This window comes from Pedobacter polysacchareus, from assembly GCF_019802255.1.
GTDB lineage: Bacteria > Bacteroidota > Bacteroidia > Sphingobacteriales > Sphingobacteriaceae > Pedobacter > Pedobacter polysacchareus.
In genome coordinates this window covers 801662-815749 of the sequence record NZ_JAHYSS010000004.1, presented here as the reverse complement: position 1 = coordinate 815749, position 14088 = coordinate 801662, and the positions used below count along the sequence as shown (strand labels likewise).

The 14088-nt window shown below is 40.3% G+C and carries 13 protein-coding genes; 7 read left to right on the top strand and 6 right to left on the bottom strand.

Translation table 11 applies throughout. The features are described 5' to 3' along the window. Nucleotides 1-827: 827 nt before the first annotated feature. The 5 genes from K7X70_RS14705 to K7X70_RS14685 form a co-directional block, all read right to left on the bottom strand. Nucleotides 828-1697 (bottom strand): DUF6266 family protein, encoded by an 870-nt coding sequence (locus K7X70_RS14705; RefSeq protein ID WP_222537732.1) that lies wholly within the window; start codon nt 1695-1697, stop codon nt 828-830. 519 nt (nt 1698-2216) lie between these two features. Continuing rightward, nucleotides 2217-2942: a hypothetical protein gene (locus K7X70_RS14700; RefSeq protein ID WP_222537731.1), complete on the bottom strand. Its 726-nt coding sequence runs from the start codon at nt 2940-2942 to the stop codon at nt 2217-2219. A 37-nt stretch (nt 2943-2979) separates the two neighbouring features. Continuing rightward, on the bottom strand, nt 2980-3357 hold the full coding sequence (locus K7X70_RS14695) for a GntR family transcriptional regulator (protein WP_062550168.1): 378 nt from the start codon (nt 3355-3357) through the stop codon (nt 2980-2982). A gap of 1 nt (nt 3358) precedes the next feature. Further along, nucleotides 3359-4138 (bottom strand): hypothetical protein, encoded by a 780-nt coding sequence (locus K7X70_RS14690; RefSeq protein ID WP_222537730.1) that lies wholly within the window; start codon nt 4136-4138, stop codon nt 3359-3361. Nucleotides 4139-4148: 10 nt separating this feature from the next. Beyond that, entirely contained in the window at nt 4149-4979 is an 831-nt protein-coding gene (locus K7X70_RS14685) for an ABC transporter ATP-binding protein (RefSeq protein WP_222537729.1), read from the bottom strand. 163 nt (nt 4980-5142) lie between these two features. On the opposite strand from K7X70_RS14685, the gene K7X70_RS14680 reads away from it, so the two are divergent. Then, on the top strand, nt 5143-5505 hold the full coding sequence (locus tag K7X70_RS14680; protein WP_222537728.1) for a DUF5655 domain-containing protein: 363 nt from the start codon (nt 5143-5145) through the stop codon (nt 5503-5505). A 6-nt stretch (nt 5506-5511) separates the two neighbouring features. Here K7X70_RS14680 and K7X70_RS14675 read toward each other — a convergent pair whose 3' ends face one another. Next, complete coding sequence (locus tag K7X70_RS14675; protein ID WP_222537727.1) at nt 5512-7923, bottom strand: glycoside hydrolase family 3 N-terminal domain-containing protein; 2412 nt, start codon at nt 7921-7923, stop codon at nt 5512-5514. 375 nt (nt 7924-8298) lie between these two features. Between K7X70_RS14675 and K7X70_RS14670 the strand changes: the two genes are divergently transcribed. From K7X70_RS14670 to K7X70_RS14645, 6 genes are all read left to right on the top strand, one after another. Beyond that, nucleotides 8299-9228: an outer membrane protein assembly factor BamD gene (locus tag K7X70_RS14670; RefSeq protein WP_222537726.1), complete on the top strand. Its 930-nt coding sequence runs from the start codon at nt 8299-8301 to the stop codon at nt 9226-9228. Continuing rightward, on the top strand, nt 9228-9554 hold the full coding sequence (locus K7X70_RS14665; protein WP_062550173.1) for a DNA-directed RNA polymerase subunit omega: 327 nt from the start codon (nt 9228-9230) through the stop codon (nt 9552-9554). The genes K7X70_RS14670 and K7X70_RS14665 overlap by 1 nt, the downstream gene beginning before the upstream one ends. A gap of 43 nt (nt 9555-9597) precedes the next feature. Beyond that, nucleotides 9598-10794 (top strand): bifunctional phosphopantothenoylcysteine decarboxylase/phosphopantothenate--cysteine ligase CoaBC, encoded by a 1197-nt coding sequence (gene coaBC / locus K7X70_RS14660; protein ID WP_222537725.1) that lies wholly within the window; start codon nt 9598-9600, stop codon nt 10792-10794. Beyond that, nucleotides 10794-11711, top strand: coding sequence for a type IX secretion system protein PorD (gene porD / locus K7X70_RS14655; protein ID WP_222537724.1), 918 nt, complete (start codon nt 10794-10796; stop codon nt 11709-11711). Before coaBC ends, porD begins: the two co-directional genes overlap by 1 nt. Nucleotides 11712-11832: 121 nt before the next feature. Beyond that, entirely contained in the window at nt 11833-12216 is a 384-nt protein-coding gene (locus tag K7X70_RS14650; RefSeq protein WP_062550176.1) for a BlaI/MecI/CopY family transcriptional regulator, read from the top strand. 4 nt (nt 12217-12220) lie between these two features. Then, the gene (locus K7X70_RS14645; protein WP_222537723.1) at nt 12221-14053 is read left to right on the top strand and encodes a M56 family metallopeptidase; all 1833 of its coding nucleotides are present in this window, start codon (nt 12221-12223) and stop codon (nt 14051-14053) included. The last annotated feature ends 35 nt before the right edge of the window (nt 14054-14088 follow it).

Below are 14088 nucleotides of genomic sequence, written 5' to 3'. Positions count from 1 at the left end.
CAAACTCTCCATTGTAAAATGTGTTGTTTGAACGCTGACCATTCTTAACTTGTTAATAATAGTCTTTATTCTTTTTTTGTATTGTCTGTCAGTTTCTGACTCGAAATAATAGCTTTGGTTTTCATGTACTTTGAAACTGTACTATCGTACCTCGCTACGTTTATAAATGACATCTCTTTAATGAACTTCTCGAATCACCTCACGGATCTTCTGTATATGTTGCAATCGGTGATCGATTGTTTCAGTCTTTTTTGTTTTGTTATCAAACTCCGTTTGGTAACCCCCGTTTTTGTTGGGACTGCAAAGGTAGAAATCTTTTTGTTATTGTCAAGCTTTATTTGAAAATAAATCTTTTTGTTTTTCTGGTGATTAAACCGGTAAAACCGACTTTAACAAACTCCTACTGCAATCTTTCAAATCTTCTCTCTGTATCTCTTTCACTGTAACCCTTCCTCCGAAGCGGGATGCAAAAGTAGGAAAATTAAACGTCCCCGCAAACATTATCAGCTTTATAATTGTATCACATTCCTAACTTCATGACTCACAGCACATAAATCGTTTAAAAAAAGCAAATACCCAACCACATCTTCCTAAACTAAAGGAAAAAGCAATCCAAAACCTTTTGCTGCGACAGCTGATATGGATAGGTTACCGCTAATCTTAGCACATCCAGGTAAATTCAGTCCTTAATCTTCTCCGTTATCACGTAAAGACATGCATTTCCCGGGTACTGTTTCTACCTACCTATTATAATAGATACAATGCATACTATATATATACTATACCATGTATAACTATGCGCATGCTATATATACTATGAGCAGTTCCTAATCAGGCTTCCTTTGTCGGGATCTGGAGGTAGATTCGTACCTATTCATGAGTACCAGGTATTCCTTTTCCAAACTTCTGAAAGCTTTTCCCGGTAACCTGTCTTCTGGCCTCAACTTCATTTGCAGGTAGTATTGTTCCTTTATCTGCTCAAATCGAATATCTGCTCCCAGATCTTCTACCCGATTTTCTTGATGTTTTGTGCTTTTAGGTTCATCCAAGACACCGTTCAGGTTACCTATATATAGGGTATCTGAAACTGAAGTATGATTTGCAGCACTTAAAAACAGGAATACTTCCATAGGTGACTCCAACACTTCCTCGCTTAAAGGCAGGAAAGCAGTCCCAGTCCCTCTTTTAGAAAAATTCAACTCGATAATTTGGCTCTTCCTTTTTGGGAAATAAACGGCCAGCTGCAAACAATCGTCGTATTGTTCACCCTTTCCGAATTGATTCAAAGCGTTCAAGGGATCCCAACTGATTTGCAAACCTCCTTCTACCTTTTTCATACGTACATTTTCAGGGTTCGTTAAGCTGCCCTTACTGAGCTGTACTTTAGTATAATCGATACTGATGTTCGGATACTCCCCCTTCAATGCACTTTTCTTATTGCAGGAAACGGCAAGATTGTGTTGATTTCTGATCGTTCCACGCGCTTCCAGCTCAAAACCATTATTCAGGTATTCTTTAAAACGTCCCAGAAAACGCGTGACTACCGCCATAGACTCATGGTTAGCCTTCTGTTTTAAACTAGGTTTCCCTGGTTTGCCGATGGTTCTTTGAACAGGTTGTCCTCTTAATAAATAATAGACCACTCTACCTAGCTTACCGCTTGGCCAGCCATGTATGCCATTTCTTGAAATTGCCATAATTTTAAAATTTAAGTTTTTACTCCGCGCAAATTGGACATAATAGTCCCAGAAAACAATAAACTACAAACAATTCAGACCTTACATAAAACACAGGCATACAACTAGTTTAAAGGTCGTTTTTAGCTAAAAAAAACCGCAGACAGTTATCCAAAAAAAACACAGACAGATGAGCAGAAGAAAGGTGTAACATCAAATAGGAAGAATTATACCTTGCAGCTCGACGGAATTAAACGAGCCTGGAAATAGTAAGCTAAAACAGATTTAGTCGGAAATTCATTTGGAACTGTCGCTATATCAAAAAGGATGAGAAAGCTTTGAAAAGGCTTAGATCGGTCATAAGGCCGGCGGAGGCCCCATCAACCCCGATTCAAGACCAGGTCAAAATCCTATTACCTACAAGCAGTGTCCCTAGTCTTTCAGCCTTTTTTTTACTAAAAAAAATCTAATATCCAATAAAAAAGGTCCATGCTAGCCGCATGAACCTTTAAATAAGAATACTTAAATTTATAATCCTGTTTACTGACTTTTAATCACCTGTAATGCAGTACCATTTAAAGTCACGGTTGCTACATCTGACAAATTGTATCTCGTCTTTACAATTTTAGGATTATTCAATGACATCCTGCTTCCTCCTGGAATTTCAAAATCAGCAAATTCAATTTGATTGGTAGCACTTAAGTCAAGAACAGCAAGATCGCCCCCTGGGCCTACCACTGCTTTTAAGGTTTTCAATACCACTTGATCCATGGATACCGCCGTTCCAGGACCTATCTCCAGCTCAAGATTTCCAGCTTTAATACCTTTCAAAGCCACTCCTCCTCCATACCTTTTTCCATCTGTTAACTGAGTTTTATCTAAGAAAAAAGCCTTCGTATTCAACTTGGTTAAGTTATTTATCACCAATACAATATCATCTTCTCCAATACTCCTGGAGCTTTTTCTGGCTTCCTCTGTCAGGCCAATCGTTAAATCATTGCCTGTCTGTTTTAAGACCAGACGGTCTTTAATCCTATTCCTAATCCATATTCCTTCTTTCTGTCCAGTTTCTACCACAATTGCCATCAGATTGGCAGCAGTTACATTCAGCGTTTCAATGTTCTTAAATTCTGTAAACTCGCTTTCATGAAAGCGGTTTTTATATTCGCCAGCTTGATAAGCGGCCTTTAAAGAGAAGTTATAGGTCGTTAACATCCCTAAAGTGACGATAATAGCGGCAATGATCAACATGTTACTTGTTTTCATGTATGTCTAATTTTATGGTTGATGGTCTCAGTTCTATTTAATCCTGTTGGTAATGTGCTGCTTTAAACTGCTCGAACCTTTCTTCAATCTCCTTCATACTGATGTCCAGCAGATAGATGTTTTTGAAAAATTCAGGAAGTGCATTCCCAAGAAAACGTTCTTTACTATATTCCTTTATTTTCATTTCTGCATCTGCAGCGATAAAGAAACCTATTCCACGTTTGTTGACAATCACCTCTTTATTCTGCAGAAACTCATAAGCCCTTAACACTGTATTTGGATTGACCTGTAGTTCTACTGCCAAATCCCTGACCGATGGAATTTTCTGATCCAATGGCCATTTGCCCAGAACGATGTGTTCTCCAACATAAGCTGCAATCTGCAGGTATATCGCTTCATTCTCCCTAAATTCCATTTTACACCTGTTTTTCTTTCAATTTAAAATAAGTTCCTATCCATAAAATCAAGACAAATGTATAAGCCATTCCCTGAATAATCGGTCTAACAGATGATTGTGCCTGGATGTTAAAATACTGCTCCCCTTCTTTAATGCGAACTTCGCCTAAAGGAACGACCTTGTCAAGATTCAGCCCTAAAATCGAGCTTGCTAGCGGATAATTGATCAAAATTAGCAATAAGCAGAGCAGCAAAACCAAGCTTGCTGTTTTTATAAAGTTTAACTTTTCAAAAAATACCGCACCCAGGAAAGCCATACTATGGATCATGGAGAAAGCGACCAATGCCTGGGCATAAGACGTATTTGGGTTTCGAAGATCCAGCAAAGCTATTTTGCCCGTATTTTCTGTATCCTGCAGTTTTAAAATCACAAAGTCTACTGCATAGAAGCTCAATACAAAAATCAATTGATAAATTAGAAAAGAATAGATCCAGGCGACCAGGTACTTTTCAAAATGAGAGGCGGGCAAAGTCATCATTGCAATTGATTTCCTGCTGTTGCCCAGGTCCGAGAAAATCATACTGGTGAAAATCGAGCCCACACCGAGAATGAAAAAGAAGAATATGGCATATTGACTTTTTACACCCAGGTTACCGCCACTTAAATAAGAAATAAAACCTAATACGGTAGCCAACAAGCCCAATAGAACAATGACTGACAATAGATAGGTTTTAAAATATTCCTGACTATGTTTAATGAAAAGCTTTGAAAATCTCCGGAGACTAAATATATTATTCATGAGGCGTGTTTTAGTTTAAATGTTTTGTAACTGATTTATGATCACTGATAACTGCACTAAAAAGAAGTTCCATATCCACTTTACTGAAGGCTTCTTTTGGATTAATGCTCATGGTATTTAAACCTATTCTGTGTGCTTCTTCATAGATGATGAGTGTTTTATCTACTGTTGCTGAACTGCTGAAATGAATCTTTTCGGCAATTTCATCGAGACTTTTGTTCAAAACAATTTCTTGTTCATGTACGATCAGCACACTATCAATCAGACTATCCAAATCTCTGATCTGGTGGGTAGATATGATGATGCAGCGCTCTTCTGTCAATGCCGCGGCAATAATTTTTCTGAATTTCGCTTTAGAAGGAATGTCCAAGCCATTGGTTGGCTCGTCCATAATCAGCAGGGCCGTATTTGTGGCCAGGCCAAAGGCGATCATTACTTTTTTCTGCTGACCAAAAGAGAGCTTGTTCAATACACTGGTATGTGGCACATCGAATTCGGCCAGCATCTTGTAATAATGGTTTTCATCAAATTTCGGATAGAAGTGACCGGTATTTTGGGCAAATTGAATGGCTGTAGTTCCTGGCAGATAAATTTCTTCGGGGATAAAAAACAGCTCCTGCAGAAAACCTGGTAAACGGTCTGCTGCACGATAGCCTTTTAACTGACAAAGTCCTTCTTGTGGAAATACCAGGCCGGCAAGGTTTTTAAGCAATGTGGATTTACCAGCTCCATTTTTTCCAAGGAGACCATAGATATGGCCCATTTGAAGTTTCAAGTTGAGATTTTTAAACAACAGCTTCTTTTTGCTGTATCCAAAAGTCAGGTTAGAGATTTCTATCATAGCGTCAAAGTTTAGTGTACTAGTCAACTAGTACACTGTAAATCTAGAGAATAATATGAGCTATCCAAATTATTTAGGGGAAAATATTTTTACAGCGATTAAAATAGCGGATTTAGGTATATTTAACTGGTTTTCAAATAAGAAGGCACAAATTATAAAACCCATGACCTACGAAGACAACGGGATTTCCTCATTTTTACAAAATAAATCAGCACATAGTATTGCGCTATTCGAAGGCTTGCTGCACTCATTTCAGGAGATTGGCGAGGTAAATTTACATACTGCCAAAACGATGATTTCTATTGCTAACCGGATAAACTTTGCCTATATCATTCAAATAGGCAAAGATTTTATAGATGTGGTGCTCCCATTTAAGCAAGCCTATGAGGATAATCATTGCTTCCGAAAAATCAAAAAGGTACCCGCCAGTGATGATTACAATCATCACCTGCGGATATATCTATTGGAAGATTTAAATGAAGAGGTTCGGAATTTCCTAAAAATAGCTTATGAAAAAGGGAGATAAGCCTCCCTAAGGAAGGATATCAAATTCTTCTTTTAATTTAATGTCTTCGGAAGAATGGCCGATCATCACACGAAATTTACCGGGTTCTACCCTCCAGTTCATATCCTTCTCTAGAATAGACAGGTCGTCTGGGTTGAGCATAAAGCGGACGGTTTTTTGTTCTCCCGGCAGCAGTCCTACTCTTTCAAAACCACGCAAATCGGAGTCGTAAGTCGTTACACTGCTCACCATATCTTTCAGGTACAGCTGTACCACATCATCGCCTTTACGATTCCCTGTATTTTTTACGTCTACCGTCACTTCAATGACTGATCCCGCTTGCTGCGTGCGCTGCTTCACTTTAAGGTTGCTGTATTCGAAAGTGGTATAACTTAAACCATAACCAAAAGGATATAGAGCACCATTTACGCTGGTTTTACCATATCCATTATTTCCGCTGCTCGGTTGTCCGGCTTGAGATGCAGGTTTAAAAGGAAAGTTGTATTCCAGCTGGCCAATAGATTTTGGAAAAGTAATGGGTAATTTACCTCCCGGATTATAATCGCCGAACAAGGTTTCTGCAATGATATTTCCACTTTGCGGACCAGGAAACCAGGCTTCCAATATGGCGGACAGGTTTTTATTTTCCCAGTTGATGGTGAGTGGCTGCCCATTGATCATCACCATCACTACTGGTTTACCTGTGGCATGTAAGGCCATTAACAACTGTAATTGTCGGCCGGGAAGGTTCAATCCGGTACGGCTCAGACTCTCTCCCACACGTTTTTCATCCTCGCCTACTACTGCAATGATCACATCTGATAACTTCGCTTCGGCCACTGCGGCATCTATTCCGGCTTGTTCTTCAGCAGTTAATGGTGTTGGAATGATCTCACTTTCCGGCCAGGTTGGATCAATAATCTCACAGCCTTTCACATAATTCACCGTTGCTGCTGTACCTACATATTTTTTCAGCCCGTCAAGCACAGAGGTAATCGGGTTATTTGAAGGACCATACCTGCTGGTCGTATAATTCTGTTCCGCGGCTAAGGGCCCGGTCACCATGATTTTCTTTACATTTTTCAATGTTAAAGGCAATAGGTTTCCTTCATTTTTCAGCAAAACCAATGATTCCCTGCTCAGCTGTGCGGAAAATGCTTCATCTTCCGCGGTATGCACCAATTTGTCTGAGCCTTTGGTATCCTGCACATAGGGTTGGTCAAAAAGCCCTAACCTGAATTTAACGCGCAGCACATTTCCTACCCGCTCATCGATCGTTTTCATCGATACACGGCCTTCTTTGATCAATGCCCTTAAAGGCATAATGTATTCCTCAGGCATGGTGAAATTGGTCCGCACATCTAGGCCTGCTTCTACCGCTTGTTTTACGGCTCCTTTATAATCATCTACTACGTGGTGTTTAGAAAAAATGTATTCTACGGCTTCGCTATCAGAAACGATATATCCTTTAAAACCATATTTTTCTCTAAGCAATTCTGTCAGGAAATAGTGACTTCCAGTGATTGGAACGCCATCATAATCATTATAACTGCTCATTACACCCATTGGTGCGGCTTCCTGTACCACTCTTCTAAAAGGATACAGGTGAATCTGGTGCAATTCACGCATTGCCACATGGGGATCGGTACGTGCATGACCATCTCTGCCCCCTTTAGGGATACTATAGACAGCAAAATGCTTTAAAGTAGCGGCGACGCCATTTTCCTGGATTCCCAACACCATTTGTTTACCGAGTTCGGCGATATGGTAAGGATTTTCGCCATAGCATTCTACCACTCTGCCCCAACGCTGATCTCTTGCGGGATCCAGGATCGGTGCGTAGACATTGGTATACCCTAGTGCTTTTGCTTCTCTTCCTACAATTGAACCGGCTTGTCGCACCATGGCTTTATTCCAGGTACTTCCGATATTGATGGGTGCAGGTAATGGGGTGGCCCGATCATGGCATAATCCATGGATGGCTTCATTGGTAAAATCTACTGGAATCCCCATCCTGGTTTCTTCGATAAACCATTTTTGAAGTGTATTTATCGCATCTGCATGCCTGCTGAAGGGGTAGGAATATTTCGTTTCGGCTTTTTTATTATAGACGAGACTGTTTAGGGCTTCATCGATATTGGCAATACCATCTTTCCAGACCTTTGTTTTCCATTCGGCAGTCGGCATTTCGTCTTTTAATACCCTCCCATAACCATAAAGTGTGGCCATCTGACAAGTTTTCTCTTCCACATTCATTTGGGAAAGCAGGTCGGCCACCCGCTTTTCAATATCCTGGGCAGGGTCTTCGAAGATGTCTTTCTTCCCATTTTTATTAAAGTCAATCCAGTTTTTCCTGTAAATGTTTTGATGTTGGGCATAGGACACACTCTGTAAGGACAAGAGTGCAGCGGCAACAATCAGCGTCTTTTTCATCATCATTGGCAATGGCTATACTTGGTTGTAAATCCGACTAAATTAGCAGAATTAATCGATTTCTTACTGGCTAAACGATCAACTATATTGGCAATACGGGGACTATACGAAACCAGCATTTGTCTCATTTAGTTGTTTTTATTACCTCCGGAAAGGTAAGGTTCCAATTGCGGTAATATTTTTTGTATCCTGATCCTGATGAACTGTTAAAAATCAGCAGAAATACGTATATTTAATCCGCTTTACCGCATTGGCGGATGCTTTTAAGGAATCTCATTTGTTAAATTATGTTAAGGGTTTGACAGGATGAATCGCTTTACATAGCTTAGCGTCCTATTATTTTTAATTGACGTTATCGTATTATTAACTTATCTTTGCAGAATGTTTAAAATTAAACACGTATTACTATTAAGTTTCACCATTATAGCCCTGACTATCGCGGGTTGCAAAAGCCAGTTTGAAAAGATCAGATTGAGCAATGATGTAGCCAAGAAATATCAGGAGGCGATGAAGCTCTACAACAAGAAGAATTATTCGAAAGCAATTATTCTTTTTGAAGACCTTTCACAGAAATACAGAGGTAGAGCGGAAGCAGAAGACTTGAACTACTACTACGCCCTAACCCTTTACAAACTAAGAGATTACACCACTGCAAGATACCAGTTTAAATCATTTGCGGATACTTATCCGACCAGTAAATATGCAGAAGAATGCAGGTATCTGGGCGCTTACTGTTACTATCTGGAGTCGCCAAAATCTTCTTTAGATCAGGCAAATACAAGGGCAGCGATTGACGCTTTACAGCTGTTCATCAACTTTTATCCAAGAAGTGAGCGTGTTGCGGATGCGACAAAATACATTGCAATTTTACGTGGAAAGTTAGAGACGAAAGCTTATGACAATGCCAGATTATATTATGATTTAGGCGGCTATGACATCAGTAATTATAAATCAGCGGTGATCGCATTAAAAAATGCGCAGATCGACTATCCTGATATTAAGTATGCTGAGGAAATGGATTTATTGATTGTAAAATCTCAATATAACTACGCAAAAAACAGTATTGAAATCCGTCAGGAAGACCGTTATAATGAAGCGATTACTTATGCAAATGAGTTTATAGAATCGCATCCAGAGAGCAAATTAATTGCTGATGCTAAGTCTTTAAAAGAAGACAGTGAAGCTGGTATTGAGCATGCAAAACGCGTAATTGCTGAATTCCAAAAGAATCAGGAAAAATATAAAGCCATGTTGGCGAAAGAAGCTAAGGCGGATAGTACCAATAATACAATTAAAACCCCCATCAAATAATGAACACGAATAAACCTGCTGTACCGAATACTACGGTTACTAGAAATGTTAATGATTTAGATCAGAAAACTGAGAATATCTATGAGTCTTTAGTAATTATTTCTAAAAGGGCTAATCAGATTTCTAACAACATTAAAGAAGAGTTACACGGTAAATTGGCTGAGTTTGCTTCTTCAAATGACAACCTGGAAGAGATCTTTGAAAACAGGGAACAAATCGAAATCAGTAAGCATTATGAGCGTATGCCAAAGCCGAGCTTAATTGCTATTGATGAGTTTCTTAATGACAAAATTTACTACAGAAACCCTGCTAAAGAGCAGCAATAAGATCAGGCATAGGTATTCCACTGCATTCATGCATTAAAAAACTATGCTAGAAAATAAAAATATAATTCTTGGCGTTTGCGGCAGCATTGCAGCATATAAATCAGCGATACTGGTCAGGTTACTGGTAAAGGCTGGCGCAAACGTTAAAGTTATCCTTACAGCCGATGCGGCGAATTTCATTACTCCGCTCACCCTGGCTACCCTTTCAAAAAACCCTGTATATACGCAATACTTTGATGCCGAAACCGGTGTTTGGAGTAACCATGTGGAATTGGGCCTTTGGGCTGATTTCATGGTCGTTGCACCAGCAAGTGCGAATACTCTGGCTAAAATGGCTACAGGAATCTGCGACAACCTTTTATCTGCGGTTTACTTATCGGCGAAATGCCCTGTTTTTGTTGCTCCGGCAATGGATCTGGACATGTGGAAGCATGAAAGTACGCAGCAGAATATAGAAAAGCTGGTTTCTTATGGAAATCAGGTGATCCCTCCTGGTGATGGTGAACTGGCAAGCGGCTTATATGGCGCTGGTAGAATGGCTGAACCAGAAGAAATCCTTTCCTTTCTAAATGAGGCTGCAAAAAAAGGCCTTCCTTTATTGGGCAAAAAGGTATTGGTTACTGCAGGCCCCACTTATGAGGCCATTGATCCGGTTCGTTTTATTGGCAACCACTCTTCGGGGAAAATGGGTTTTGCCATTGCGGATGTATTTGCAGCTTTAGGTGCAGAGGTCACACTGATCACTGGTCCTACTGCTGAAAAAACCAGCAGCACCTTAAAAAGGATAGATGTAGTGAGTGCGGCTGATATGCTGGCTGCCTGTGAACATGCTTTTCCTCAAACGGACATTATGGTGATGAGCGCCGCTGTAGCAGATTATACTCCGGTGACTGCCGCAGATCAGAAGATCAAGAAGAACAGTGCAGCGTTTAGTCTGGAGCTGAAGAAGACCACAGATATTCTGGCTACCCTCGGACAAGTCAAATCAGCAAGACAGATTTTAGTAGGCTTTGCGCTGGAGACGGAGCACGAAGAGACTTATGCCAAAGCGAAACTCAGCAAGAAAAACCTGGACCTGATTGTCCTCAATTCTCTGAACGACAAAGGTGCCGGATTTAAAGTGAATACCAATAAAATCACTATATTTAATAAAGCAGGTGAAAAAACCGTTTTTGAGACTAAATCGAAGACGGAGGTGGCAAAGGATATTTGTAATGAAATATTAAAACTGGTGCATTAATGAAAAAACGCTCTCTCCTATTCTTCTTTATTGTTTTTCTTTTTAGTCAGGCTGCAGTTCATGCTCAGGAGCTGAATGTACGGGTGACGGTAACTGCTCCTACTGTTCCGAATGTGAATAAGCGGAATGTAGAGATCCTCCAAAACACCATCAGAGACTTTTTAAACAATAATAAATGGACGAATGAGACTTACCTGCCAAATGAGCGGATAGAGACTAATTTCGTGATTACAGTAACGGCCTGGGATGGCGGCTCCGGCTATAAAGCAGAAGCACAAATCCAATCGAGCAGACCAGTTTATGGCAGTGCCTACAACAGCACCATTCTCAACATCAGCGACAAAGATTTTGATTTCAATTATAATGAAGGGTCGGCACTTGATTATTCAGACCTAAACTTCATTTCCAACTTAAGTTCTTTACTTGGCTTCTATGCACATACCATCATCGGGCTGGATAAAGATAGCTTTAGTTACCTGGGTGGAACACCGTACTTTATTAAAGCCCAAAACACCTTAAATCTGGCACAAGCATCAGGCAATAATGGATGGAAGGCCTCAGACGGCTTAAGAAACAGATACTGGCTCAACCAGAACCTGCTCGACAATAGCTTTGAAGAGCTGAGGGGTTTTATCTTTAACTATCACTTTAATGGCCTGGACAGATTGCAGCAAGACCAGGACAAGGGCACAAAAAAGATCATTACTTATCTTTCCAGCCTCACAAAAATGGACCGTCAAAAGATAGGATCTATCTTTCCAAACGTTTATTTTTCTACCAAGGCAGACGAGCTGGTGAATGTCCTTTCTCTTGGCAATCCTCAGGAAAGAATCGCTGCTTATCAGCTGCTCTCAGAAATCGATCCTGCAAACCTCAATAAATACGAAGGCTTAAAACCGGCTAAACAAGGCCTATAAGCCCGTTAATAGCCTATTCAACACTAATTTCGTGTAGTTTTTCATTTTTTTTATAGAATTATTTTGTTTCTACGAATAGATTCGTACATTTGATTACGAAACAATTCGTACATCAAAAGATATGAACCCATCTACCCCCCTTAAACCCACGGAAAGCGAATTAGAGATCTTACAGATATTGTGGGAAAAAGGCCATTGTACTGTAAGAGAAGTACATGAGATATTGGAGCAGAACAAAGAGGCAGGTTACACCACCACTTTAAAGCTCATGCAGATCATGGCCGAAAAAGGTCTGGTGATTCGTGACACTTCTTCAAAAACACATATCTATCGTGCATTGGTGAATCAGGAGAAAACCCAGCAGCACCTGGTGAGTAAAATGATCGACAATGTATTTAATGGTTCCGCAGCACGTTTGGTCATGCAGGCTTTAGGAAACCATTCTGCGAGTAAAGATGAAATCGATTCAATTAAAAAATACCTGGACAACCTAAGCGACAAATAACATTATGGAAGCAATTGTAAACAACCTGATCAAAGCAACCGGATGGAGCATCTTTCACTCCTTATGGCAAGGAGCCATTATTTATGGCCTGTTATTCCTTATCGTCATTTCCTTTCCAAAGCTGAGCTCGGCAAGGAAACACAACCTGGCTTATGCTGCGCTATGCCTGATCTTTGTTTGCTTTTGCATCACCTTTTTTTCCATATTCAAGTTGCCTCAGGCCAATGGAACTCAGCAGGGCGCAGAACTTCAAATCAGCGCTGCTTATTATGAATACCTGAACAACATTCCTCAAAATATCAGCAGTAAGGCAGAACAGCTTTTTCCTTATCTGGTGAGCATTTATGGCATCGGCCTGCTATTTCAGCTGGTTATTCTTTTGGCGGGTTATCAGAAAATGCAGCAGCTTAAAAACTCGGTTCATCTGGCTGTTCCAGCAGCCTGGAACACCGCATTTGAGGAAATGCGCGGGAAGTTAAACCTGAAACAAACGATTGGCTTTTACCTTTCTGAGCAGGTGAATGTGCCCCTGGTATTGGGTTATTTTAAACCCATTGTTTTATTTCCTATTTCCCTGGCCACACAACTGGACCTGAAACAAGTGGAAGCCATTTTAATCCATGAACTTTCCCATATCCGCAGAAATGATTACCTCCTGAATCTTATTAAAACTGGTGTAGAAACCATTTTATTTTTTAATCCTTTCATCTGGCTTAGCGGCAGGTTCATCAATATCGAGAGAGAACATGCCTGCGATGACCTGGTGGTACAGCTTACCGGGACGCCGGTAACGTATGCCCATGCCTTGCTTAAGCTGGAGATTATGAAAGACAAATCTGCCCCTGCCCTTTCTATGGCGGCGACAGGCACAAATCAACATTTGTATCAACGTATAAAAAGAATTACAGACATGAAAACGAACTATATGAACGCAAAGCAGCAGTTCTTTGCCATCACACTAACGATTGTTACCGTAATTTCTTTGGCATGGGTGAAGCCTTCTAAAGCAGAAGCGGTAAGTACAACGACCAGCACTGCTACCCATGAAATGGAAATCGCCGGTGTAGGATTGAAATTCAAAAAACAGGAAATTCAAGCTTTGAAAGCTGCTCAGGAGAAAACAAGCTGGCCTGCTGACACCACAAAAAAGAAAAAGACCCAGCGCATTTTGGTGAAACAAAACCACAATGGCCAGCAAACCTATTATTATTATCCTGACAGTTTAGGGAATAACCTACACCTGGCAGATAGTGCCACCAAGGCAAGTCTAGCTTTCTTATCTTCCCCGGAATGGAAGAAACAACAGGCAGAAATCATGCTCAATGCAGAAGAAATCAAAAAGCGCTTTAGTACTGCAGATTGGAAGAAACAACAGCTTAATATTCAAAAAAATGCAGAGAACATCAGAAAACAGTTTGATTCTCCAGCATGGAAAAAACAGCAGCAAGCCCTTATTGCCAATGCAGAAGCCATGAAAAAACAGTTTAACACTCTGGAATGGAAGCAGCAGCAGGAAGACGTCCTGAAAATATCGGAAGAAATGAGAAAGCACTTTGATTCCCCGGAATGGAAGCAGCAGCAAGAAGATATCGCTAAAAATGCGCAGGAGATGGCTAAAAAATTCGATACTCCGGAATGGAGAAAACAGCAGGAAGAAATCGGTAAGCATGCTGAAAAAGCCGCTGCTTATTATAATTCTCCTGAATTTAAGAAAAAAATAGCCGAAGAAAGAGCATTTCAAAGTTCTACAGAATACAAGGAGCTTCGCAAAAAATATGAGCAGGAAGTGGAAGCTTTAAAAAAGAAAAAAGAAGCTGAATCGAAGAAAACCTGGTAATTCAGCAACCTAGACCAAACCATAGATTAGAGGCA